Origin of the sequence: Pseudoalteromonas sp. Z1A8, from assembly GCF_011378855.1 — a bacterium.
Lineage (GTDB): Bacteria > Pseudomonadota > Gammaproteobacteria > Enterobacterales > Alteromonadaceae > Pseudoalteromonas.
On the sequence record NZ_WTLB01000022.1, the window covers coordinates 15903 to 41840 of the forward strand.

The window sequence follows — 25938 nt, forward strand, 5'->3', positions numbered from 1 at the left end:
ACAAAAAAGGGAAGCCTAGTAAATAGGCTTCCCTTTTTGAATTCTAGCAATCTACAAATAACTTTAAACTATTAACTGTAACCTATGCCCATGTATCTAAATGGGGATTTTCGTCATCATCTAAGTTAGACTTTTTTTTATTATTTTGATCATCAAGCATATTGAGATTTTTCTTTTTTTGTAACTCACGCCTTTTTTTATTCTCTAGTTCAACTTTTTCAGCCGCAGCGCCACTTTGCACACCCGCAATATGAAAAGCACTTTTTGTCTCAACTTCTAGCCTAGTTATTCTTCCTAAATAAGGAATCATAATATCCATACATACTTCCTTATTTTAACTGTTTGATTGTCAAAATGCTTAATTTGAATAATAAACAAACAATTATTCGCTAAAATTGCGCTTATTACCTTAATATTATCGACAGTTATAACATATGCTTTAATTAAGCTAAAAAAAACTTGCCATAATATAGCTGTTTATGTTTTTATGAATGCGAAATTTATTTAAACAGATAACAACTGCACGTTAACAAAACAACGGGCAGTTACATAGGATAAAAAATGCGCTTAAACCTGACAACAGTACATCATCACCACCATTCACCGGAATAACCTGTCAGGTCTTTCGCTGAGAGGTTATTCCTAAAAGGAACCTCTGGCGATTCAAATAACATTGATTCATTTTCGCCCTGAGGTTCCCCTCGGGGTTTTTAGTTTTTAAATTAAAGGAAAATGAATAATGAACAACAGTAATCGTCTACGTATCGCCATCCAAAAAGGTGGCCGCCTATCTAAAGATTGTCAAGATCTGCTAAAACAGTTAGGTGTTAAACTTAACCTTCGTGAACAACGCTTAATTGCACACTCAACTAATATGCCAATTGACGTACTACGTGTGCGCGATGACGATATTCCGGGTTTAGTAATGGACGGTGTATGTGACTTAGGCATAGTTGGCGAAAACGTACTAGTAGAAGTTCAAGCAGAACGTGAACGCCAAGGTGTTCCAAGTGAAGTAACTAAACTTTCAAAACTAGACTTTGGTTACTGTCGTCTTGCACTTGCATGGCCACAAGAGCTTGGCGCTCGCGATAAGAGCTGGTTTGAAGGCAAACGTATTGCAACTACCTACCCAGAAATTTTAACTCAGTGGTTAAAGCGCGAAGGCATTAACGCAAGTACAGTAATGCTTACGGGTTCTGTTGAAGTAGCACCGCGTGCAGGTTTGTCTGATGCAATTTGTGATTTAGTATCTACTGGCGCAACACTTGAAGCTAACGGCTTGATTCAAGGCGAAACAATTTTAGAATCAAACGCCTGTTTAATTCAAAATAAAGATCTTCAAGATGCTGACAAACTAGCGCTAATCAATAAGCTTATGCCGCGCCTACGTGGTGTTAGACAAGCTAAAGAAAGCAAATACATCATGCTACACGCACCAAAAAACAAACTTGATGAAATTTGTGAAATTTTACCAGGTTCTGGTCAACCTACTCTACTTGCCCTTGCTGGTAACGATGAATACGTAGCACTTCACATGGTAAGCAGCGAAACATTATTTTGGGAAACAATGGAGCAGTTAAAAGCCCTAGGCGCTAACTCTATTTTAGTTATGCCAATTGAAAAAATGATGGAGTAAGCGCCATGCTTCGTTGGAATGAGGAATCTTCACAAGTACAAGCAGCGGCGCTAATGCGCCCTGCAGTTTCTGCCAGTGCCAAGGTTGAAGCTATATGCAAAACTATTTTAGCTAACGTAAAAGAGCAAGGTGATGAAGCCTTACTTAGCATGGCTAAAGAGTTTGATAATAGATCTAACCCTCGCTTATGTGTTCCGCTTGATGAAATTAACGCATCAGAGCAAGCACTAAGTGCAGAGCTTAAATACGCAATTGACACCGCTTATGCAAACGTTAAACGTTTTCACGAAGCGCAATTGCCAAAAGATATTAAATTATCGACCCAACCAGGCGTTGTATGTGAACTGAAATATCAAGCCATCGAAGCAGTCGGTATTTATGTACCCGGTGGCAGTGCTCCACTGCCATCGTCGGTTATTATGCAGGGTGTATTAGCGCAGTTAAGCGGCGCAAAAACCGTTGTACTTGCTACACCGGTACAAGGTGATAAAGCGATTAACCCTGCTATTTTATATGCAGCTAAGTTATGTGGCATTACTACATTAATAGAAAGTGGTGGCGCAGGCGCAATTGCAGCAATGGCGTATGGCACCGAATCGGTTCCTAAAGTGAACAAAATATTTGGCCCAGGTAATAGCTTTGTAACAATGGCTAAACAGCTCGTTGCGCAAACTATTCCAGGTATGGCAATTGATATGCCAGCAGGACCATCTGAAGTACTAGTTATTGCAGATGAACGTGCAAACCCAGAATTTATAGCCGCCGATTTACTCTCACAAGCAGAGCACGGCGCAGACTCGCAAGTTATTTTATTATGTAACAGCGAAAGTATTATAGAACAAACTCAGCAGGCACTTACACGTCAGCTGGCTAATTTGAGCCGCAAAGAAACAGCCGAGCAAGCGCTCGCTAATTCTTCGCTTATTTTGGTTGATTCAATTGAGCAAGCATTTGATGTATCGGCGCAATACGGACCAGAGCACTTAATTTTACAACTAGGCGATGCAACACCATACCTAGATAAAGTTAAAAACGCAGGCTCAGTATTTGTAGGTGACTACACGCCAGAATCTGCAGGCGATTACGCATCGGGAACTAACCACGTGTTACCAACATATGGTTACAGTGCAACATACTCGAGCTTAAACTTACTTGATTTTTTTCGTACATACACAGTGCAAACAATTACCAAAAGTGGTTTAACGCAGCTTTCGAAAGCTATTTTACCACTTGCAGATGCAGAAGGCCTTGATGCCCACGCTAATGCGGTTTCAATTCGTTTAGAGGCAATTAAAAATGAGCAATGAGAGCGCACAAGCGTCTAGCTTATTACCTAAGAATATTGCAGCCCTTGCTGCATACAGCTCTGCAAAAAGTGAAAAGCTAACCGGTACTACGTGGCTAAATGCTAACGAAAGCCCTTATGCTAAAAACCTTGAACTGAGTATTGAAGATTTAAATCGCTACCCCGATCCACAACCGCAACTGGTTATTGACCGTTACGCCGCTTATACAGAGCTTGAAAGCGAAAATGTATTAATGACGCGCGGCGCAGATGAAGGCATTGAGCTTTTAGTGCGCACATACTGTGAGCCAGCTAAAGATAGTATTGCGCTATTTTTACCAACCTACGGTATGTACAAAGTTACCGCCGATACACACAACGTTGGCATTAATGCACTTACGCAAGAATTATTATTAAGTGGCAGTGTTGATGAAATAGTAACAGCAGTGGGTAACTCAAAACTGGTATTTATTTGTAATCCAAATAACCCAACGGGCAGCTTAACGCCTCTTGATAAAGTAAAAGCAATTGCAACAGCACTTACGGGTTCTGCACTGGTAATTGTTGATGAAGCCTATATAGAGTTTTGCCCAAAGCAAAGTGCCACTAAACTTATTAATGAGTTTAGTAATGTAGTTGTACTGCGTACGTTATCTAAAGCCTTTGCGTTAGCAGGCCTCAGAACCGGCTTTACCCTTGCACAAGCAGCAACTCTTGCGCCAATTCGTAAAGTCATTGCGCCGTATCCGGTATCTGGCGTAGTAGCAAGCATTGCAGCGCAAGCAATTGCACCTAATGCAATTACATCAATGCGCCGCCAAGTGACTATTTTAAATAGCTTAAAAGCTAAATTAGTGGATTGGCTAAACGCCTCCCCTGCTGCATTAAAAATTCTCACTGGTGAAGGTAACTTTGTTACTTTAAAATTAGCCGATAAAAACTACTTTAAAATTGCACTTGAGCAAGGTTTGGTTATGCGCGCTTTTACGCTATACGGTGAAGACGACTGGCTACGAATTTCAATTGGCAGTGAACAAGAACTTGAACAAGTAAAAATTTGGTTAGATGGCCTACAAACGCCAGCTACCGCAGCATCTTTAGCAGGAAACGAAGTATCATGAGTAACCCCTATTTATTTATCGACCGCGACGGCACTATCATTGAAGAGCCAATTACCGACAAACAGGTAGATAGCCTTGAAAAGCTAGCATTTTTACCTGGCGTTATCCCTGCGTTATTACAATTACAAGCTGCAGGTTACCGTTTAGTTATGGTATCTAACCAAGATGGTTTGGGCACAGATAGCTTCCCGACTGCCGATTTTGACATCGCTCAAGACAAAATGATGGACATAATGCAAAGCCAAGGCATTAGCTTTGACGAAGTATTAATTTGCCCTCACTTTAACGAGCAAAACTGCGATTGCCGTAAACCTAAAACAGGCTTACTTACCGAGCTTATGCGCTCAGGCAAAGTAGACTTAGCGCGCTCTTTTGTTATTGGCGACCGTGAAACTGATATTGGCCTTGCTCAAAACTTATGTTGTGAAGGTATTTTATACGACGGCGATTGGAGTGCGATAGTAACTAAATTGACCACTGCAAACCGCGAAGGTCGTGTTACACGCAATACCAAAGAAACCCAAATTGATGTAGCCATAAACTTAGATCAAACTAAAAATGGCAGTATAGACACCGGACTTGGCTTTTTTGATCACATGCTTGATCAAATTCGCACGCACGCAAACATTGGTTTAAACATTAAAGCCAAAGGCGATTTACACATAGACGAGCACCACCTTGTTGAAGACATTGGTATTGCACTCGGTGTTGCACTAAAACAAGCCCTAGGCACTAAATCGCAAATTGCACGCTATGGTTTTGCGCTACCTATGGATGAGTGTAAAGCTGAAGCACAAATTGATTTATCGGGTCGTGCATCATTTGTATTAAACGCCAACTTTAGCCGTGAAAAAGCTGGCGACTTAGATGTACAAATGGTTGAGCACTTTTTCAAAAGCTTAAGTGATAACGCCGCTATTAGCCTTATTTTATCGGTAAGCGACGGTAACTGTCATCACCAAGTAGAAGGTTTATTTAAAGCGTTTTCTCGCGCCCTTCGCATGGCAGTAGCACAAGACACAACCCAACAAACAGCCAGCTCTAAGGGATGTTTATGATTGCCATAATTAATACCGGTTGTGCCAATATTAATTCAGTACGCTTTGCGTTTGAACGCCTAGGGCAAACGCCAACAGTAATTACTTCACCAGAGCAATTAGCGGGTTTTGAGCGCGCAATATTGCCAGGTGTAGGCCATGCATCGGTTGCTATGAAACGCCTAGTAGATAACGGCTGGCAACAAGCTATAAATGAATACCAGCGCCCGCTTATGGGTATTTGTTTAGGTATGCAGTTACTGTGCGAAAGCACCGAAGAAGGTAACGTACAGTGCCTTGGTAAAATACCAGGGCAAGTAAAAGCGCTTGATGTAGGCAGCTTAACGTCGCCGCATATGGGTTGGAATAACTTAACAGTTAACAAAGAGCATGCGTTAACTAAAGGGCTAACGCTCGATGAACAAGTTTATTTTGTTCATAGCTTTGCGCACACCGTAAACGACGCCACACTAGTTAGCGGCCAATACGGTCAAACCTTTTCAGCCATTGTTGCTAAAGACAATTACGCGGGCATGCAATTTCACCCAGAGCGCAGCGCAAAAGTTGGCGCACGTTTATTACAAAATTTTGTTGATTGGCAGTTATAAACTGCCCATTAACTAACAAAAAAGAGATTATTTGTGATTATTCCAGCATTAGACGTATTACAAAATCAAATTGTGCGCTTGTACCAAGGTAAATACGACACAGCACAGTTTTACCCTTTCGAACTTGGCGCGCGTTTAAAAGAATACGCCGACAGCGGCGCAGGTAAACTGCACCTTGTTGATTTAGAAGGTGCACGCGATCCAAGTAAAAAACAGTGGAAGCACATTCAAGCTGCAACCAAAGCACTTAACGTACCGTACCAAGTGGGCGGCGGTATTCGCTCAGAGCAAGATGTAAGTGATTGGCTAAAAGCCGGAGCAAATCAAGTTGTTATTGGTTCAATGGCAGTAGAAAAACGCGAACAAGTAAAAGCCTGGATTGAACAATTTGGCGCAGAGCACTTTGTTATTGCGCTTGATGTAAATAAAACAGCCACTGGCTGGGCACCTGCTACGCACGGTTGGTTAAGTGAATCTGAGTTTGGTTTACTTGAGCTGGTTGATTTTTACGTAGGCTTAGGCGTTATTGATTTTTTATGCACGGACATCAGTAAAGATGGCACAATGACGGGCCCATCGTTTGAGCTTTACGAAGACCTAACTCGCCACAACAGCACAATTAAAGTGCAAGCCTCAGGGGGCGTAAGCTCACTGGATGACATTAAAAAGCTTAAAGAGCTAGGTGTGGGCGGCGTTATTTTAGGTAAGTCACTGCTTGATGGCGCATTTAGCGTTGAGGAGGCACTGGCATGTTATCAAAACGCATAATCCCGTGTTTAGACGTTAAAGACGGCCAAGTAGTTAAAGGCGTTAAGTTTAAAGGTCATGAAGTTGTTGGCGACATTTTAACAATGGCTAAAGCCTACAGTGAAGCCGGTGCAGATGAACTGGTTTTTTACGAGATCAGTGCAAGCGTTGAAAAACGCCTTCTTGATGTAAATTGGGTAGAGAACATTGCACGTAATATCGATATTCCATTTTGTGTAGCCGGCGGTATTAAATCGGTTGCTGATGCAGCGCGTGTTTTAGAGCACGGCGCAGACAAAATAAGTATTAACAGCCCTGCTATTGCACGCCCTGAACTTATTAAAGAATTACACGATGAGTTTGGTAAGCAATGTGTAGTAGTCGGCATAGACAGCTTTTTTGATGAAACTACTGGCGAGTATTTAGTTTATCAGCTTACTGGCGATCCTAATGCATCAAGCCGTACGCGTTATAAAACCGAGGAATGGGTTAAACGCGTACAAGACTTGGGTGCAGGCGAAATTGTATTAAACTGCATGAACCAAGATGGCGTTCGTAACGGTTACGACAACGAGCAACTCAGTAAAATTCGCGAGCTATGTAACATTCCTTTAATCGCCTCAGGCGGTGCGGGCTCTATGCAAGATTTTGTTGATGTATTTAAACAAAGTAAAGTAGATGGTGCATTAGCCGCCAGCGTTTTTCATAAAAATGTGATTAACATTGGCGAACTTAAACAATTTTTAACAGATAACCAAGTGGCAGCAAGATTATGCAAGTAACACAACAAAACCAAGCTCAAGTCGATTTCGCTAAAAGTGAAATGATCCCTGCTATTATTCAAGATGCCCGCTCTGGTGTTATTTTAATGCAAGGCTTTATGAACAGCGAAGCACTAAATGTAACGCTTGAGAGCAATAAAGTGACGTTTTACTCGCGTTCAAAATCACGATTATGGACTAAAGGCGAGTCATCAGAAAACTACTTAAACGTAGTATCTGTTCATACAGATTGTGACTACGATTCAATTTTAGTACTTGCCAACCCAGAAGGCCCAACGTGCCACTTAGGCACACAAAGCTGTTTTGGTGATGATGCAAAACCAAGTTTAAGCTTTTTAGCACAATTAGAAGATGTGATTGTAGCGCGTAAAAACGACGACCCTGAAAAAAGCTACACAGCCTCATTATTTGCAAAAGACTTAAGCCGTAGTTGTCAAAAAGTAGGTGAAGAAGGCGTAGAAGTTGCCCTTGCCGCTATGAAACACGATAATGATGAGCTAACAAACGAATCTGCTGATTTAATTTATCACCTTACTGTATTGCTACAACGCCAAGGCTTAGCCCTTGAAGATGTAGTTAAATGCTTGCAAGGTCGCCATAAATAGCATTAGTTGTGATTAACTAGGAGGCTCATATTTATATGGGCCTTTTTGTTTTTCGCTTTTAGTTGAGTAAATTATGTATGGTATAGTGCGAGGCTCAATTAATCGGTTACTGTGAACTATGAAAAACTATATAACTCCTTCCTTCGTCGCATTTATTTTAGTTATCGCGTTTATTTTAGCGGGCTGTACCAGCAAAACTAATCAGACTACAAATACAGCAACCACTACTACAACGAATCAATCTGTAAAATCCACAGTAATACCCGATGAATGTAGCACCATAAATAACCTTATAAGCAGTTATGAGTCTGGTTTTAATTCAATCAAAACAGATAAAGTAACTAACCAGTTTACTAATCAATGGCGTACTAATACTCATATTATTGGAGCAACCTGTACGGTTACTTTAAATAAGTCAGAGCAAGCAAGCTACCAATGCCAAACGCCTGTTAAAACACAAACGCAAACCGTAAAGTCTCATCAAAAACTGGCTAAGCAATTACGCCAATGTTTAACCAAAACAGGTTGGTTTGAAAGCCAAAAAGAAACAGCAAGTTCAATTTACAGCACCTTTGTACTTGATACTAAAACCCCAGTGATTACACTTGCTACCAATCAAGAAGGTAATGGGTTCACTACTCGCTTTGAAATTGCACCACCGTTAGGACTTTAATTATGCGCCAATTAAATCAAAACAAAAAACCATCTAAATTTAAAACTGATTGCCTAGGAATATGTGAGCGCCGCAGCGGTTATTGCACTGGTTGCGGGCGTACCAACGAAGAAATCTTTGATTGGATAATATTATCTGAAGATGAAAAAAAAGCGATTTTAGAAACACCACGAGCAGATTTAAAGTAGTTACTCATTGTTAAATAGAGGCTCAAAAACTGAGCCTCTTTACACTGTATATTTATAGTAATCTTAGTAATTGCGAACCGGGTACGCCGCTTTGTGGTAATAACGCGGGGGTAACTGCAAATACTTCTGGGATTTTACTTTTGATTTCATCCATCTTTTTGCGGTTATTTTGTTTATCGTAAACATAATATTTAAGGATATTTCCGTATACATCGTCTTTTGCATCAACCTGCTCTAGGGTTTTTAATGCCTTATCGTAATCAGCAAGGTAAATGTACGCTAGTGCTAAGTTATCAGCAGAGCCTACATGTAGTTTCCCTTCAAGCTGTTTTGATAGATTTTCAAGCTCTACAACAGCAAGCTCATAACGCCCTAGCTGTATATACGCGGTTGCTAGTGAATTTTTTTAAAAGTAAGGCGGGTTACTACCCTGTTCATACCATTTTTCGTAAGCACTCAGTATATCTTCATATTGCTCAAGTTTAGAGTAAACGTGATTTAGCAGACTAAAGCTTTGTAGTTTGATTTCAGCTTCTTCAAAACCAGTAAGTTTGTCTCTATTCAAGTGCCAATCTTGAATACCTTGAGCAGCTTGGTTTAACAGTTCAGGGGTATCACTTTTTGCCCCAGCTGCACTTTTAAGAAGTTGTGCAAGTTGTTCATTATAAGCTTCACTTTTTACAGGGGCTTGCGCAGCATTACTACTTTGTTGTTTGCTACCCGTATTACCATCTACAATTTGCGCTGCAGCTAAAGCACTAAAAGACATTGCCGCCGCAACCATAACCAAATATTTACTTTTCATTGTTTTATCCTTGTTTAACATTTTGATCCTCTGAATATTAAAGCTCTTAGAGTGAGCAATATTCAAAAGTGGGGGGGTAAAAAAGTTGTTTTTGCTCGTAGCGTTTTGCTTTTTTAGTAATAAACTCGCTAAATCTAATTGGTATTTATCTTTTAGCTTTTGCATACACAACTCATCACACCTAAGTTCAAGTTGTTCTCGCGCTAAACCAGTTAACTTTAAGCAGATAGGGTTCCACCAAAAAACGCTTTCTATAAAACAAATAAGCCACGTCCAATAAATATCACCTTGTTGTAAATGGGTTACCTCGTGTTGAATGACTGAATTTAACTCTTCACGATTTATCATCGACGTCTCTAACCAAATAACAGGCTTTATTAATCCTGTAGCAAAAGCAGGCTCTGTATGGGTTGTTAGTCTAATTGGATACTGATTTTTGATGTGCTTAAGTTCAGTACTTGGCTTTGAGTTAATGTATAAAGTTTTTATAAGCTTTACGTATAGGCCCATGCGTAATAAAAACAATCCACAACCACTAACAAGCAGAATAATAAAAATATTACTCATTGATGGAACAAAGTCCCACATACTCTGCTTACTTAGTAGCGTGTTCGGAGTCGTTGTGTGTAAGGTATCTGGAATTAACACTTTTATATCGGGAACAATTTTCGCCACATTTAATGTGTAACGTTCTGATCCTTCAAAAAATGATAACTGAGATAAGTATTGCCAAGGGACAAACCAACATGCCAAGGCAATCATCAAAAGGTAAAAGTTTAATCGTGCAGGGGCATTTTTTAACCCCTTTACTGTAAGCAAAATACATAAGCTAATAAGTGTGCTGGTAAATAAATAATCCGTCATTACCCTCTCCTTTAATCTAACTTCTTATTTTTTAAAAGCGTTTGTAAATATTCAATATCTTCATCGTTTAGCTTTTCTTCTTTAATAAAGTGAGCAATTAAACTACGAGAATTACCTTTAAAAAATCGTTGCATAAAGCTAGGCATAGCTTGTTCCGATAACGCGTCTTGAGTCACAATTGTTCTAAAAACAATAGCTCGCCCTTCATGCCCACAACGTTCAATCGCTCTTTTTTGTTCCAGCCTATCAACAATAGTTTTAACCGTTGTATAGGCTACTTTTTTATCTTTTTGCTTATCAGCTAAAAGCACTTTATGTAGTTGACTGGCGGTACAAGGTTCTTCCTGCCAAAGCAGCTGCATAATATCCATTTCAAAATCACTAAGTTTCATTGTTGCTCCTATTACTACACTTGTAGTGGTACTGTTACAAATGTAGTAGTAAGTAATCTTAGTGTCAATACAAAATTGACATGTGAATAAAAAACAAACGGTAGAAATATAAAAGCCATGGGAAGGTTTTATAAAAAAGGCATATAAAATAAAGAGGTATACTTATTAATAGATTTTAGAAAAACATAAAAAACGATAGTTTATTTTCAACTAACGCTTTTTATGCTTTAAAGTTTTTATGGAAGGTAGTGAGGTAACTATGCTTTATCGAGCGCTTGGCTTACATCGGCAATTATGTCTGCAATGTTTTCAATACCGACTGACAAACGAATTAAATCGCGGCTTACGCCTGCATTTGCTAATTCTTCATCGTTTAATTGGCGGTGTGTGGTTGACGCAGGATGACACGCAAGTGACTTAGCATCGCCAATATTAACTAAGCGTAAAATCATGTTTAGTGCATCAATAAAACGAGTACCTGCTTCTAGGCCACCAGCAATACCAAAGCTTAAAATACCCGATGCTTTACCACTGGTAATTTTTTGACTCATTTCGTTATACGGGCTTGATTCAAGCCCTGCGTAATTAACCCAAAGCACTTTTGGATGATTTTCTAAATACTCAGCCAAGTGCTGTGCATTTTCGCAGTGGCGATCCATTCTTAAGCCTAAGGTTTCAAGGCCGATTAAAATATCAGATGCGTTTTTAGGGGCAAGCGCTGCGCCGGTATTCCTAAGTGGCACTACTCTGCAGCGACCAATAAATGCAGCTTCAGCAAAAGCTTCGGTATAAACCACATTGTGATACGACGGATCGGGCTCGTTCATCATTGCAAAACGCGTAGCATTCGCTTTCCAATCAAATTTACCTGAGTCGACAATCATGCCGCCAATAGCAGTACCGTGCCCGTTTATATACTTTGTAAGTGAGTGAACCACTATATCGGCGCCCAGCTCAAATGGGCGGCATAAATACGGCGTAGCCACGGTATTATCAACAATAAGCGGCACACCTTTGCTATGTGCAATACGTGCTAAACGTTCAATATCAACAATATTACCTGCAGGATTACCAATAGATTCACAAAAAACAGCACGGGTGTTGTCGTCAATTGCATTCTCGAACGCGGTAAAGTCATCGGCTTTAATCATGCGCGCTTCAATACCTTGCCTAGGTAGTGTATGTGCAAATAAGTTATACGTGCCACCATACACTTGGCTGGTGCTCACAATATTAGTACCTACTTCACACAAACATTGAATAGCATACGTAATAGCAGCCATCCCAGAGGCAACAGCCAGCCCACCAATACCTCCTTCCATTGCAGCAATACGTTGTTCAAGTACAGCATTGGTTGGGTTCATTATGCGGGTGTAAATATTCCCAGGTACTTTTAAATCGAATAAATCAGCGCCATGCTGCGTGTTATCAAATGTGTACGATGATGTATTGTAAATAGGCACGGCTGCAGATTTAGTTGTAGCTTCAGATTCGTAACCGTGATGCAGTGCTAATGACTCTAATTTCATAATTATTTCCTTCAATTAATTTACCACTAAGCTAGCACTTCTTGGCTATAAAATGCACATGAAATATATTAAAGGGTGTTGAGGAAAAGAATTAGAATGACACCCATCTAAATAATTTTGGTTTTTCACCTTACTGCGCGCGAGGTACACTCCCGCCTACACAAGAAAAACAATTAACGGTTAACTCCCAATAAAAAAGGCGCTTCCTTTACGGTAAGCGCCCTTCTCTATCTCACTAATTACTTATTTTACGATTGTCATTTCGTCTAATAAGTTTTGTGCATTATCTACTTTATCCATTACCCACAGCATGTAGCGTGAATCTACGTGGATTGAGCGATTAAGCTCTGGGTTGTAATCCCAATCACCAATAATACTTTCGTAAACACCGTCGAACAGTAAGCCTACAAGCTCTGCTTTGCCGTTAAGTGTTGGCGAACCTGAGTTACCACCGGTAGTGTCTACATTTGATAAAAAGTTAACAGGCACTGTATTCATACCACCCGTGTAATCACCGTAAAGCTTGGCTTTAATTTGCTCTTGTAACTTTTTAGGTGCATTAAATGGATCAACATCGGTGTTTTTAGCTAGTAACCCTTCAAGCGATGTAAAAGGTGTTGCTACCAAGCCATCTTGAGGTGAGTAGCCGCCTACTGTGCCATAGGTTACACGGAGTGTGCTGTTGGCATCGGCGTATACCGGTTTGTTCTTAGCTTTGTTAAACGCAATGATTGCGCTCATTAGCTCTGGGCGAGCTGCTTGTAATTTACCTGCAAGTGCTTTTGATTTATCTTCCTGTGCTTTCATTACTTTAAAGATTGCTTTAGCGTACTGCACAAATGGGTCTTGGCTTTGATTTAGCTGGCTAAACGATTGCTCAAATAATGAAGTGCGAACAGTGGCATTATCAAGTCTTGACTGTTCATACATGCTATCAAGTAACGCGCTTTGGGTTGCTTTATCAAAACCGTTTTGTACTTTAAATACGTTATCAACGTCGCTAAAACGCTCTTCTTTTGGAAGTGCTGCATATAGCTCTAAAAAGTGCAGTAAAATAGCTTTGTCTACTTTGCTATCATAACGGCGCGTCATGCGCTCAAGCCCTGCTTTAATGCGAGGTAAGTCACGTTCTTGATAACCAGATTCACGTTCGCTATTTGGCTTTTGTTTTTCGTAAGCTAAGCGGTATAAACGTCGTGCTGTACTGATCATTTGTGAGCGATGTACATAACCTAACATGCGGTCGCGTTCACTGTGCTCTTGTGATTGCGCAATTAGCTCAGATAGCTCACCTAATACGCTTCCGTATTGTTCTTTACGCTCAGCATCACTATTGATCCATTGTGTTAAGTCTTGCTCAAACTGTTTTTTGCGCTCAAGCATAGTGCCTTTTTTGAAGCTTTCGATCATCGAACCATAGTTTTTAATATAGTTGTTATAACCTGCAATGGTGCTTTCGTAAGCAATACGCGCTTTACTGCCGTCTTCTGAGTTTTCTTCAATAAGCGACACGTATTTTGAGTTATGCTCACGTGCTTTAGGGTAGCTGTCGTTAAATACGTTATCTACCTCTGTTGCTATACGGTAGCGGTTAGTTCGCCCTGGATAACCTGTAACCATTACAAAGTCGCCTTCTTGCACACCTTTGGCACTTACTTTTAGGTAAGAGTCTGGTACGTAAGGTACGTTGTCTTTGCTGTACTCTGCAGGTTTTCCATCTTTACCTACATAGGCACGGTAAAAACCAAAGTCGCCTGTATGGCGCGGCCACATCCAGTTATCTATATCGCCACCATATTTACCTACGCCCATAGCCGGTGCATAAGATAAGCGTACGTCTTTAATTTCAAGTGATTTAATTAAGTAAAACTCTAAACCACCGTGAAACGAATATACATTACAACGATAGCTTTCATCAGCTTCACATTGCGCTACTAGTGCTTTTTCGTTTTTTTCGAGTGCGTCGTAGCGTGCTTTTGCTGTTAACTCGTTAGTACCTTTAATTACTTCATCTGTTACGTTGGTAACCGTTTTAGTTACATATACGCGTGAGCCAGGCGCTGCAGGTAAATCCTCAGCAGGACTTTTAGCTAAAAAGCCATTTTCTAAAATGTTGTTCTCAGGCGTTGAGTTATATTGTACCGAGCCATAAACACAGTGATGATTTGTAACCACTAAGCCTTTAGGCGATACAAACGATGCTGTACAGCCACCTAGGCTAATTACCGCATTCATAGGAAATTCGGTTAATTTAGAAATAGATTCAACATCAATTTCAAGCCCTTTAGCTTTTAAAATTGATTCTAACTCTGGAAGTTGATGTGGTTGCCACATGCCTTCATCGGCAATGGCGCTACTTGAAAGTGATAGTGCGAATGTGGCTGCTAATGTAGCTACAAGAGGTTTTAAACGCATTATAGAATCCTTTTTATTTGTTTCTATAACAGGTTACTCGCGATGCGATAATAAGGTCAATAGCCATGTAATGATTTGTTACAATCGAGTGTTTAATCTTACTCTTTATTTAAAATTAATTGAAAAATCAAGAAATTGTTTTGCTGGTATTGGTTTGCTAAAATAAAAGCCTTGCATATAATCACAGCCCAATTCGTTTAATAAAGTGTGTTGCTCTTTTGTTTCTACGCCTTCGGCTACCACTGTCAGTCCTAAGCTGTGCGACATGGCAATGATTGCTCTCACTAAATTGCAATCTTCATTATTTAACACAATGCCATCTATAAAACTTCTGTCTATTTTGAGTACATTAAAAGGGTACTCTCTTAAATAACTTAATGACGAATAACCTGTACCAAAATCATCCATTGATAAGTTAATGCCTAATGCCGTAATTTCAGTCAATATATCAACAACATTAGTATGGCAACTCATCAATACTCCCTCAGTAATTTCAAGCTCTAAACTTTCGGGGTTTACTTGTGCATCAATAAGTGAATTTTGAATAAAGCGAAGTAACCCTGCGTCTCTAAATTGACGAGGAGATAAGTTAACTGCCATTGTATATTTTTGTTCGCGTTTACAAGTGCTTTGCCACTCATTTAAAAAATGTAATGCTTGGCTAATTACAAATTTACCAATAGGTACAATTAATCCTGTATTTTCCGCTATAGGTATAAACTCATCGGGTGTTACATTCCCTAACTCAGGGTTATGCCAGCGTAATAACGCTTCAGCGCCAATAATATGTTTATTTTTAACGTCTAATTGAGGTTGGTAATATAGTTCGAATTCATTACGCTCAAGGGCACCACTCATTTGCTCTTCAATTGATAAACGCCGCTGGATTACTACATTCATTTGCTTTGCAAAAAAAGAATAGGTGTTTCGGCCTAATGCTTTAGCTTGATACATTGCGGTATCTGCGTTACGTAGTAAATCCGAAGCTGAACTGCCATTTTCAGGGTACATAGCAATGCCAGCACTTAGCGTAACCATTAATTCACGCCCTTCTATTCTAAATGGCTCTCTAAAACTTTTAAGTAACTTGTCTATTATACGCAGTGCGCTTTTTGCACAAGATAAGTCGTGTAATAATACAATAAACTCATCACCACCTAGTCGCCCTACTGTACCATTATCACTAATAATTTCCTGAAGTCTTGCAGCAGCTTCAATTAATAATTTATCGCCAACTTCATGCCCAAGTGAGTCGTTAATTTTTTTAAAATCATCTAAATCCAGAAAACAAACAGCGGCATTACCTTTATTTTCATCTGCATCTTTTAAAATTTTTGATAACTTATCTAGCGCTAAAAACCGATTAGGAAGTAATGTTAAGCTATCAAAATAGGCTTGATGGCGTATTAACTCATCTGATTTATGTTGTTCGGTAATATCACGAACAATAACCATGACTTGCTCATATTGAGGTACATGATTTACACGGGCTTCAAAATATACAGTGCCTTTGGGCAGCCTCAGTTCGTACTCAAAGCTAACCATTTCTTTTTGCTTTAATGCTTGGGCAATATTAACCTGAAATTTAATTGCAATTTCATCAGGCAATACAGCAAACATGCTTTTACCAATAAATTCGTCAGGATTAACATAGAGGTTATTTTCATTACTGGCGTGGTAGTCAATAATAGTGCCATCTTCTTGCATTAAGAAAAATAAATCAGGGATTGCTTCGAAAATGGTTTCGAGCATTTTTTCTTTGAAAATAGCCTGTCCTTGAGCTTTTTTTACATCGGTTAAATCAATATCTATGCAATACATTTGTTTAATATTATATTGATTAATAAACATTACATGGCTTGAAAACACACACACCAGCGTGCCATTTTTGCGCTGTAAGGTAATCTCCGCTGCAGGAATTTCTGTACCGTTGTTAAGCCAATTAGTATGAGCCGATACAACCGCATCTTGCATTGGGGTAGGAATAATTAAATCTTCAAGCTTTTGCCCAGCAGCTTCTTGTGCACTATAGCCATAAAGATACTCACTACCTTTATTCCAATAAATTACACGTCGTTGCTCATCATACCCCTGCACAGAAATAGCGCTAACCGCGTCAAATAGCTGATGAAGCGGATCGTTTATAACAAACTTATGGGTTAGCACATTTACAGCTTTATCTATTTTCATTGTCAGTCGATGATCCAAAAGAGCTTTGCTTTTGATAATAGTACTTAATGATTGTTTTTACCTATGTCAGTTGTGTTTTAAATTTCAATTGATTTGTTTTTAGCAATAAAAAAGGAGCCTAAGCTCCTTTTTAAAACTAACTTAGATAAATAACGTATTATTTTTCGGTTACATCATTTGGATGTTCAACACCAATCCACGCTTTAAATAATGCCTTTTGCGCAAGCGTTGCGTCTTTATCTGCAACTACTTTTTTAGGCTTATCAAAATCTTCTGATAGCACTAATGTTAAGCTTTCAAGTGCATCACGACGAAGATAGTCAATGGCTACCTTGTCGCCAGCTTTAAACGTTTCTAGGCTGGTTTTTAAATCTTTACCTACGTGATGTTTGTTTATAGCGACAATTTTATCATCGGTAGTTAAACCTGCTTTCCATGCGCTTCCACCGCGGCGAACATAGCTTAGGGTAAGTAGTTCACCTGTGTTTTTAGCAGTAGCATCAATGCTTGCGAGGGCTTTTGCTTTTTCAGGACGTTCAAATTTCAAGCCTACTTTAGTAAGTAGTTCATCAAAGTTGATACTTGCTGGCGATTCTACATTTTCCTGCCACCAGCTTGAGTAATCACGCCCTGTTAAGTCTTTTAAAATATTAAGCACGTCTACGTCTGTAAAACCGGCTGGCATTTTATGATTGTTATAAAGTGCTTTGTGCACGTCGCGATAGCTTATTTTACCCTGGCTTTTTTCAAGTAGGTCGATATCTAAAGCTAAAGAGAGTAACGAGCCCTCAGAATAAATGTTGGTGCTGTAGTTACGTGCATGATCGCCACCTTGATTAATCCATTTATCAAAGCTTGTTTCGCTTGCGCTTTGCACTTCACGGCCCGGTGTTTGTAAATGGCGATTAATGGTTTTGCTCATCACTTTAAAAAATTCATCTGTGGTTTCAATACCAGAGCGAACCATTAAATGGTCTTCAAAATAACTTGTTGAACCTTCAGCGATCCACAATAGTTTTGAGTAGTTCATGTTCGTGTAATCGTAAGGCACCAAACCTTGAGGGCGGTATGCTTTAACATTCCACGTATGAACAAACTCATGCGCAGCGGTGCTAATAAAGGCTAGGTAATCTTCGCGGCTACCAAATCGATCGCGTGGACGTTGAATAATTGTTGAATTTAAATGCTCTGTAGCACCACCTGCGCCCGACGTAGCATGAACCATAAATACATAACGTTCATACGGATAGCCATCCCAAATTACATTTCCAGTAGCAACTAATTTTTTAAGATCGGTAAGCATTTGCTCTACGTCGTAGTTACCTTCGCCCCATATAACTAAATCATATTCACGGCCGTCTACTTCAAAAGTATGTAACTGATTAATACCTGTTTCGATTGGCGAATCAACAAGTACGTCGTAATCAGCTGCTTTAAAAGTATTTTTACCTTTTAAATTATCCATACCCGATACTGAGCGCCATTTTTTAGGCACGTCTAAATTAACGGTTACAGGCTCTTGGCGAAACGCCTCACTGAACATAAAAAAACCTGACGCATCTATAAATGCATGGCTGTCGTCGATATGGCGAGCACGCTTGCCAAGTTCGTTTGCATACACTTGGTAGTCAACATTAACTTCTGTTGGCTCATTAAGGTGAATACGCCATGTACTGTGGTCAATTTTTTCCCATTTTAACTCTTTGCCATCTTCATCTTTAGCTTTGAAATAACGAATACCATTGGCGAGGTTTAGCATTTCGTAACGACCCGTACGCCATGCTGGAAGTTTTATATCAAGATGTGCTTGCGCAGTTTTTGGAAACTCGACACTTACATCACCTAAATGGTGCTGTGGTTGCGAAATTTCTAAAGAATAATTCACATCGGCAAATACAGGTGCTGAACATGCAGCTAGGATAGAAAGGGCTAATAACTTTTTCATAGAAACTCTTAGTGGAAACTTAATTGCTTGCAAGACTAACAAGCTGCTATTTAAAAGTGAATTAAATACGACAAATTGCCCTGTATACGAGTTTATACGTAGTAGCTCATTAAAATTTCTAAGTTTTTTACTAGATAACTACACATAATAAGAATTTGTTGTAAACTAAAGATAATGAAATTAAATTGATGGCGGTACGCTTAGGTGTCACAAAGATCTAACGCAGCAGATAAAAAGCTAAAACAAGCAATTGATGCTCGTATGGCTGTTGAAAGTGCACGCAAACATCAAGTGGATATTTTGTGTGACTTTACGGCTAAATTATCGTTGAGCTGTAAAGGGCTAGATATTGAGTTAGATAACCGCCTTGCCAAATTTAGAAGTGCCCTAAATATGAGTTTTGAGAATATTTCTCCACTTATTAGTGAAACTTTAACATTACTTAAAAACCAAGAATCAGTTCAACAAACCCAACAACGTGATTTATTCAACAATGTGCAAAATGCAGGTAAACAGCTACAAAAAACCAAGGGTTTACCTGATGAGACACGTAGATCTCTAAGAAACCTACTTGATAATGAAATTAATAATGTCCATTCAGTGCATGGTTATATCCCACTTCTTGATCAACTTATATCGTTTTACCACCAAGCTTTAATAACAAAACAAGACCCAGTAATTGATAAAAAGCTACCTACTGTACAGAGCCATGCAAATAAACTGCTTGAACTTGCTAATGAACTTGTTCTGGAAGATGAAGCTACTCAACAAATTAATCATATAAAAAATAGCATTACCGCAAGTAAAACTATAACTGCATTGCTTGATGCAGCGATTAGCATTATCGATGTAGTGGTAAAAAATATAAGTAAAGAACGTAAATCGGCACAAAGCTTTTTAGTTTCATTAAATCAAACCCTTGAAGATTTACACAATTCTATTATCTCAACTAGCAAGCACTCTGAGTCAATGGAAGTTGAGTTTGACTCATTAAATAAAAGTATAGAACTAAAAATAAAAAACCTTAATGAGCAAACCCAAAAAGCCACGTCAATTTCATCTTTAAAAGAGCTTGTAGATAACGAATTAAAATCACTAAGCGAAGATTTTATAGCGAAAGAAAAACTTGAGCGAAAAGACAGAGAAATGCTTAGCTCTAGCTTTAATGAAATAAATAAACGTATTGGTACTTTGGAAGGTAAGTTAACTACGTATAAAAAACGATTAAACGAGCAGCGCTTTAAAAGCTTACTTGATGGGCTTACAAAACTGCCTAACAGAGCCGCATTTGATGAACGCTACGATCACGAAATGCACTTGTTTAATGTACAACCATCAGATGTTACGCTTGCAGTTATTGATGTTGACCACTTTAAATCTGTAAATGATAGATTTGGCCACACAGCCGGCGACATAACACTTCAGGTTATATCAAAAGCACTGCAAAAATCAGTCAGAAAATCTGATTTTATAGCGCGTTATGGCGGTGAAGAATTTGTACTATTAATGCCAGGTGTATCGCTAGAAAACGCAACATTACCCCTGGATAAAGTAAGAAAGGTGATTAAAAATATCCCTTTTAAATTTAAAGACAAACAAATCGAGATCACTATTTCAATAGGTGCAACTCAATTTAAAAAAGGTGATACGCTATTAAAAGCCTTTGATAGAGCTGATGATGCCCTTTACGATGCCAAAAATTCAGGGCGAGATAGACTTTGTACCAGTAAGTAATGTCATAGCTATTATAACTTTATGACAAGCAGTTTTACGATTTAGCAGTAAGGAGAACGTCTATGTTAATACAGTTAAACCCAACTGGGGTTTTAGATTTACTGTCGCAATTAGAAGTTGATTTATTAGAGCAATCTTCTGCTAGTGAGCGTTATAGGTTATTTAGAAACTGCGTACTTGCAGTGCTTAATGTAGGTAGCCATACCGACGAAAGTAACGATATATACGACAAATACCAAGATTTTGATATTCGTTTAGTAAGCCGCGAACGAGGTATTAAAATTGAACTTGAAAACCCACCCGAAACAGCATTTGTTGATGGCGAAATAATTATCGGCATTCACGAACATATATTCTCTGTTATTCGTGATATTTTGTTTATTTGTCAAAAATACGAAAAAGATTTAAAAGAGCAAAAAGCGATTACACATATGGTATTCGATATGCTCAGAAATGCGGGTGCACTGCGCGTTAAAAGCGAACCCAATATGGTTGTTTGCTGGGGCGGACACTCAATAAACGAAGTTGAATATAAATACACGAAACAAGTAGGTTATGAGCTTGGTTTACGTGGATTAAATATTTGTACCGGTTGTGGCCCTGGTGCTATGAAAGGCCCAATGAAAGGTGCCACTATTGGCCACGCAAAACAGCGTAATACCGATAACCGCTACTTAGGTTTAACAGAGCCAAGCATTATTGCTGCTGAGCCACCAAACCCTATCGTAAACGAGTTAGTTATTTTACCGGATATTGAAAAACGCCTTGAAGCTTTTGTTAGAACAGCTCACGCGATTATCATTTTCCCTGGTGGCGCAGGTACTGCCGAAGAACTGTTATATTTATTAGGCATATTACTCCACCCAGATAATACCAAGCAATGTTTACCTGTTATTTTAACTGGCCCTAGTGAAAGTGAAGCGTATTTTAAAGAGCTGTGTGATTTTGTTGAAATAACACTCGGCAAAGAAGCACTAGACAAGTTTGAAGTTATTATTGATAACCCTCAATTAGTGGGTCAAAAGCTAAAATCAGCGATGGCTAATGTTCGTGATTACCGTAAAAGTGAAGGCGATGCTTATTACTTTAACTGGACATTAAAAATAGATAACGACTTTCAACAACCTTTTTCACCAACACATGAAAATATGGCAAGTCTTGATTTACATCTTGATCAACCAAAACAGCTACTAGCAGCTAATTTACGCAGGGCTTTTTCAGGTATTGTTGCTGGAAATGTAAAAGACGAAGGCATTAAAGCCATTAAGCAAAACGGTCCATATATTTTAAGCGGCGAACCTGCCCTTATGGAAAATATGGATACGTTATTACAAGCATTTGTTGATCAAGGCCGTATGAAACTCCCTGGCAGCAAATACGTTCCGTGTTACAAAATAAAAGCATGAGTTTTATAGTTTGAAACCCCATTTACTTCTTATCGATGCGCTTAATTTAATTAGGCGCATTTACGCCGTCGACGCTAATCAAAAACATCACAGCGACGAGCAAATGATACAAACGTGTTGTTCTCGTGTAGCGCATGCATGTAAAAAGCTTTTAGATACCAGTAATGCAACCCATGCCATTGCTGTGTTTGATGGCGACAAAAGCTGGCGTTATCATTTTTATAAAGACTACAAACACTCGCGCGCGCCAATGCCTCAAGTATTAAAAGACGCCCTATTGCATTTTAAAACTGCAATTGAAGAAACCGGCATTGTTGTATTTGAGCCTATTAACGATGAAGCCGATGATATTATTGCAACGCTTGCGTTTAAGGCATCAAATAATCAAATAGCTAATACTGTTGTTTCTACCGATAAAGGCTTTTTACCGTATATAGGCCCTTATATTACAGTGTATGATTACTTTAAAAAACTCTATTTAGATGAGACAAGTATAAAAGAGCGCTTTGGTGTTGAACAAAATAAGCTTGTTGATTTTTGGGCTTTAGCGGGTGATAAGACAAATGATATTCCTGGCGTAAAAGGGATCGGTACTAAGTCAGCGCAGCAAATCGTTAATAACTACAATTCTATTGAACAAGCGGCAGAAGATGAATCTCTAAGCCCGGGTATTAAAACAAAGCTAGCCGCTAATATGGATATGTACGTAATTTCAAAGCACCTAGTTAGTTTACGCACCGACATAAATTTAGGCTTTAGTTTAAAGCAGTTAAGGCTTAATTAATCGCAAGTTAATAGCCTCTAAACATTACAAAACGTATACTATTTATTAGTTACCGGAGTTAGAGTAAACCATATTGAAAAAATTTATCCGATATTTAATTTTAGGTTTAGGGCTATATGCGCTGATAGCTGCATTGGTGATCACTTTTTATAAAGACGATCCTCAGGCCATGATTTGGCAAGACCGCGAAGCTTTCAATAAGCGTTATATCGAAAAACTATCCCTTGAGAAGCCAACAACACTAAATACTGTGCTTGATTATTTAGGCAGCCCCGATCTTACTTATGCTAAACGAGATGGCGAACAAGTGTTTCAGATAGTGTTTTACCGTACACAGCATATAACATCTGACGGTATAACCACCATGGATGAATGTACTGGGCTATTATTTAAAAATGGGCAGCTATTTTTATGGGGCCCGAGTGCATACAATAAATACCAAGAACAAAATTAGGTGAAGGTTTAATGGATGAAGCTGTTTCAACTACTTTAGAGCAGCTGCTTAATAATACGCAGCTGTTTTTAAGCTATTATAATAATAAACAAAAATGGACAGCTTTATACCCAATCGCAAGTAAGTTAGCTGAGCAATATAGAGTACTCTATAGCGAGCAGCCCTTCGCATTACAAGCCCGATTGACGCTTTACAACCCTAGTTATTCTTATGCCACAAATTTAGTTGTTAGTCAGAGTGTTATAACCGCTGCACTGTGTAAGTCTCAACACTATAATAATGATCTAAGTGAGCTATACATAGCGGCTTCACTCATTGAGCATTTGTGTGTTGGAGCGCAATTAAACAAACTTTGCGAGCAATCACCTTTTCAAGATTCTGATAAAAAAATATGGAAGATGCGCCATCAATTAGCTGCAAAAGTAATGTTATCTAGTGGTGATTCTGCCAAACCCGTTACACAATTGTTAGCTAAATTAAGTAAATATAAACAAGCATTGGTAAGTGCGCCTAAAATTATGCTTTACGATGGAGGTATTACCCTGATTGCTTTAGCAAATATTATTAGCATGAACATTACTAGTAATACGGCTAACAAACACATGAGTTTATTTAAAGCACTTACTGACTTGTACATTCGTACACCAAATTTGTTTGCACTACAGCTAATTAAATCGCTTATAGCGCATTTAGGGCCCTTATTACCGGGAAGCCGCGTTTTATATGCCGAGCAAACCATGATTTATTTAGCAACTGATACGCAGCAAAGGCATGTTTTAATTAGTACCGCTAATGCAAATAAATTAGCTTGGTATAGAGTAAAAGCAGCACTTAACGATAATCCAAAACAATGGCACTGCACTGACAAAACAATCAGCTTTAAAGTGTTTAACAGTGAACATGTTAAGTCAAAAAGTGAGGTTGAGGTTGATAAGGCACAGTCTTTACTTCAACTAATAAGTAATATTAAACTACAGCACGAATACAGCTACAAAGGATTAAGCCAGTTAATGGCGGCTCATCCCCAAGTAATTGCTAATTTATGTGAAGCAGTAAAGCCTTACAATAAAGAACATCAGGCCGCTAAAGACTTAAAACATAGTTTATCGATGGTCGGTTATTATAATGCACCTGCAATAATTCAACGGGTTGTTTTTGAGCAATTAGTTAATGTAACCCCACATCCTTTACAGACTTACGTGACTAACCGGTTAAATGGTTTAGTTAAAATAATGGCTTTATTGGTAAGTAAAAATAAACACGAGCAGTTTGAGCATATCACTTTACCTTTATACGCTTACGTCCATTTTTTATTAACACACTGTAGTACACAGCTTTCTCGTAAAACACTCATTGACGACACTCCAAATAAAAAACTGAGTGCGCCGGTTTGTTCATTTTTTGGGGTAAATGTAATTAATAGTGAGCAACTAACACAACAGCTTACTCATTTATTAAGTGACAATCCGTGGACAGCTACGCTGTTAGAAGCAGAGCAAACACCTAAAAAACATTTAACTGATTCTCATAAACTCTGGATCACACTTAAAATTGTTGCTCAAAATGTGTTTAAACCAGAACTTGCGCTCACTGCGTGGCAGCAACAAACGTTACTTGAGCAACTAAAAATACTCAATTGGCACAACCCAACAGATTTTTTTCTACAATTAGAATCTCTTGAGTTATTTGATAGCATTTAATTTATGCAAAGCTGATTAAGCAAAATTCTGGTTATTTAACATATCTATACCCATTATAAGTTTCATGTATACCCAGTATTTTTTGTATAAACTAGCAAAATGGGTGATAAATTGGTATAAATGCGCCCTTAAATTTTCAAGCACGTTCACATAAATGATCTAACAAGCGATTACTCTCTCAGGGTAATAATTTATGTGCAAATCAAACTCTTTAAAGGAAAAGTCAATGGCCAAACAAACCATCACAGTGATCAAAGGCGACGGCATCGGTCCGAGCATTATCGACTCAGCACTTGAAATATTAAAAGCCGCAGGTTGCGACTTTGATTATGAATTTGTTGATGCTGGCCTAGCTGCACTTGAAAAAACAGGTGAGTTATTACCGCAAGAAACAGTTGATACAATAGCTAAAAACAAAATCACTCTTAAAGGCCCATTAACTACGCCTGTAGGTGAAGGTTTTACATCTATTAACGTAACACTTCGTAAGCAATTTGGTTTATACGCTAACGTACGTCCAGTTAAATCATTTGTTGGTACTAAAGCACGTTACGACGATATCGATATCATTACTATTCGTGAAAACACACAGGGTATGTACTCAGGTGCAGGCCAAGTAGTAAGTGAAGACGGTAATGAAGCAGAAGCAAAATCGATAATTACGCGTGAAGGCGCAGAAAAAATCGTAACTTTTGCATACGAGCTAGCGGTACGTGAAGGTCGTAAAAAAGTAACTGCGGTTCATAAAGCTAACATTTTAAAATCAACTTCTGGTTTGTTTTTAAAAGTTGCACGTGAAGTAGCTGAGCGTTACCCACAAATTGAATCAAACGAAATGATTGTTGATGCAACGTGTATGAAGCTGGTAATGACACCTGAAGAGTTTGACGTAATTGTAACGACTAACTTATTTGGTGATATTTTATCTGACCTTTGTGCTGGTTTAGTTGGCGGTTTAGGTATGGCTCCAGGTGCTAACATTGGTGAAGACGCTGCAATTTTTGAAGCGGTACACGGTAGTGCTCCAGATATTGC

Annotated in this window: 23 protein-coding genes; 16 read left to right on the forward strand and 7 right to left on the reverse strand. The window is 38.8% G+C overall.

All coding sequences use genetic code 11. The features are described 5' to 3' along the window. Positions 1–82: 82 nt before the first annotated feature. Positions 83–319, reverse strand: coding sequence for a hypothetical protein (locus GQR55_RS10350; RefSeq protein WP_165727986.1), 237 nt, complete (start codon positions 317–319; stop codon positions 83–85). 420 nt (positions 320–739) lie between these two features. Between GQR55_RS10350 and hisG the strand changes: the two genes are divergently transcribed. The 10 genes from hisG to GQR55_RS10400 all read left to right on the forward strand — a co-directional run bounded on the left by hisG (position 740) and on the right by GQR55_RS10400 (position 8685). After that, positions 740–1639, forward strand: coding sequence for an ATP phosphoribosyltransferase (gene hisG, locus GQR55_RS10355; protein WP_007580644.1), 900 nt, complete (start codon positions 740–742; stop codon positions 1637–1639). Between the two features lie 5 nt (positions 1640–1644). Continuing rightward, positions 1645–2946, forward strand: a complete 1302-nt coding sequence (gene hisD, locus GQR55_RS10360; protein WP_007580646.1) for a histidinol dehydrogenase — start codon at positions 1645–1647, stop codon at positions 2944–2946. Then, on the forward strand, positions 2936–4045 hold the full coding sequence (gene hisC / locus GQR55_RS10365) for a histidinol-phosphate transaminase (protein WP_166420527.1): 1110 nt from the start codon (positions 2936–2938) through the stop codon (positions 4043–4045). The genes hisD and hisC overlap by 11 nt, the downstream gene beginning before the upstream one ends. After that, the gene (gene hisB / locus GQR55_RS10370; RefSeq protein WP_007580650.1) at positions 4042–5103 is read left to right on the forward strand and encodes a bifunctional histidinol-phosphatase/imidazoleglycerol-phosphate dehydratase HisB; all 1062 of its coding nucleotides are present in this window, start codon (positions 4042–4044) and stop codon (positions 5101–5103) included. Before hisC ends, hisB begins: the two co-directional genes overlap by 4 nt. After that, complete coding sequence (hisH, locus tag GQR55_RS10375) at positions 5100–5690, forward strand: imidazole glycerol phosphate synthase subunit HisH (protein ID WP_166420528.1); 591 nt, start codon at positions 5100–5102, stop codon at positions 5688–5690. Before hisB ends, hisH begins: the two co-directional genes overlap by 4 nt. 33 nt (positions 5691–5723) lie before the next feature. Then, complete coding sequence (locus GQR55_RS10380) at positions 5724–6458, forward strand: 1-(5-phosphoribosyl)-5-[(5-phosphoribosylamino)methylideneamino] imidazole-4-carboxamide isomerase (RefSeq protein ID WP_010552951.1); 735 nt, start codon at positions 5724–5726, stop codon at positions 6456–6458. Further along, the gene (hisF, locus tag GQR55_RS10385; protein WP_165727991.1) at positions 6440–7219 is read left to right on the forward strand and encodes an imidazole glycerol phosphate synthase subunit HisF; all 780 of its coding nucleotides are present in this window, start codon (positions 6440–6442) and stop codon (positions 7217–7219) included. The genes GQR55_RS10380 and hisF overlap by 19 nt, the downstream gene beginning before the upstream one ends. Continuing rightward, the gene (hisIE, locus tag GQR55_RS10390; protein WP_165727992.1) at positions 7210–7824 is read left to right on the forward strand and encodes a bifunctional phosphoribosyl-AMP cyclohydrolase/phosphoribosyl-ATP diphosphatase HisIE; all 615 of its coding nucleotides are present in this window, start codon (positions 7210–7212) and stop codon (positions 7822–7824) included. Before hisF ends, hisIE begins: the two co-directional genes overlap by 10 nt. 118 nt (positions 7825–7942) lie before the next feature. Further along, on the forward strand, positions 7943–8497 hold the full coding sequence (locus GQR55_RS10395) for a hypothetical protein (RefSeq protein WP_166420529.1): 555 nt from the start codon (positions 7943–7945) through the stop codon (positions 8495–8497). A gap of 2 nt (positions 8498–8499) precedes the next feature. Continuing rightward, positions 8500–8685 carry a DUF1289 domain-containing protein gene (locus GQR55_RS10400; protein WP_149603692.1) on the forward strand — a complete coding sequence of 62 codons (186 nt, stop codon included), beginning with the start codon at positions 8500–8502 and terminating at the stop codon, positions 8683–8685. Between the two features lie 406 nt (positions 8686–9091). Here the strand turns inward: GQR55_RS10400 and GQR55_RS10405 are convergent, their stop codons facing one another. The 6 genes from GQR55_RS10405 to GQR55_RS10430 form a co-directional block, all read right to left on the reverse strand. Further along, the gene (locus tag GQR55_RS10405) at positions 9092–10354 is read right to left on the reverse strand and encodes a M56 family metallopeptidase (protein WP_240916843.1); all 1263 of its coding nucleotides are present in this window, start codon (positions 10352–10354) and stop codon (positions 9092–9094) included. Positions 10355–10365: 11 nt separating this feature from the next. After that, positions 10366–10746: a BlaI/MecI/CopY family transcriptional regulator gene (locus GQR55_RS10410; protein ID WP_166420530.1), complete on the reverse strand. Its 381-nt coding sequence runs from the start codon at positions 10744–10746 to the stop codon at positions 10366–10368. 257 nt (positions 10747–11003) lie between these two features. Then, positions 11004–12275 carry an aminotransferase class I/II-fold pyridoxal phosphate-dependent enzyme gene (locus tag GQR55_RS10415; protein ID WP_166420531.1) on the reverse strand — a complete coding sequence of 424 codons (1272 nt, stop codon included), beginning with the start codon at positions 12273–12275 and terminating at the stop codon, positions 11004–11006. Positions 12276–12518: 243 nt separating this feature from the next. Continuing rightward, on the reverse strand, positions 12519–14690 hold the full coding sequence (locus GQR55_RS10420) for a S46 family peptidase (protein WP_166420532.1): 2172 nt from the start codon (positions 14688–14690) through the stop codon (positions 12519–12521). Between the two features lie 105 nt (positions 14691–14795). After that, a complete protein-coding gene (locus GQR55_RS10425; protein ID WP_166420533.1) occupies positions 14796–16880 on the reverse strand; it encodes a bifunctional diguanylate cyclase/phosphodiesterase in 2085 nt (694 codons plus the stop codon). A 157-nt stretch (positions 16881–17037) separates the two neighbouring features. Beyond that, positions 17038–18825 (reverse strand): PDZ domain-containing protein, encoded by a 1788-nt coding sequence (locus GQR55_RS10430; protein ID WP_166420534.1) that lies wholly within the window; start codon positions 18823–18825, stop codon positions 17038–17040. Positions 18826–19029: 204 nt separating this feature from the next. Between GQR55_RS10430 and GQR55_RS10435 the strand changes: the two genes are divergently transcribed. The 6 genes from GQR55_RS10435 to GQR55_RS10460 form a co-directional block, all read left to right on the forward strand. After that, entirely contained in the window at positions 19030–20559 is a 1530-nt protein-coding gene (locus GQR55_RS10435) for a diguanylate cyclase (protein WP_346774257.1), read from the forward strand. Positions 20560–20621: 62 nt separating this feature from the next. Then, positions 20622–21965 (forward strand): nucleotide 5'-monophosphate nucleosidase PpnN, encoded by a 1344-nt coding sequence (ppnN, locus tag GQR55_RS10440; RefSeq protein ID WP_166420535.1) that lies wholly within the window; start codon positions 20622–20624, stop codon positions 21963–21965. 10 nt (positions 21966–21975) lie between these two features. Further along, positions 21976–22749, forward strand: a complete 774-nt coding sequence (gene xni / locus GQR55_RS10445; protein ID WP_166420536.1) for a flap endonuclease Xni — start codon at positions 21976–21978, stop codon at positions 22747–22749. A 70-nt stretch (positions 22750–22819) separates the two neighbouring features. After that, the gene (locus tag GQR55_RS10450; protein WP_166420565.1) at positions 22820–23203 is read left to right on the forward strand and encodes a DUF3192 domain-containing protein; all 384 of its coding nucleotides are present in this window, start codon (positions 22820–22822) and stop codon (positions 23201–23203) included. A gap of 11 nt (positions 23204–23214) precedes the next feature. Next, positions 23215–24903 carry a hypothetical protein gene (locus GQR55_RS10455; protein WP_166420537.1) on the forward strand — a complete coding sequence of 563 codons (1689 nt, stop codon included), beginning with the start codon at positions 23215–23217 and terminating at the stop codon, positions 24901–24903. A 226-nt stretch (positions 24904–25129) separates the two neighbouring features. After that, positions 25130–25938, forward strand: an 809-nt coding sequence (locus GQR55_RS10460) for an isocitrate dehydrogenase (protein WP_240916844.1), incomplete at its 3' end; no start/stop codon positions are given.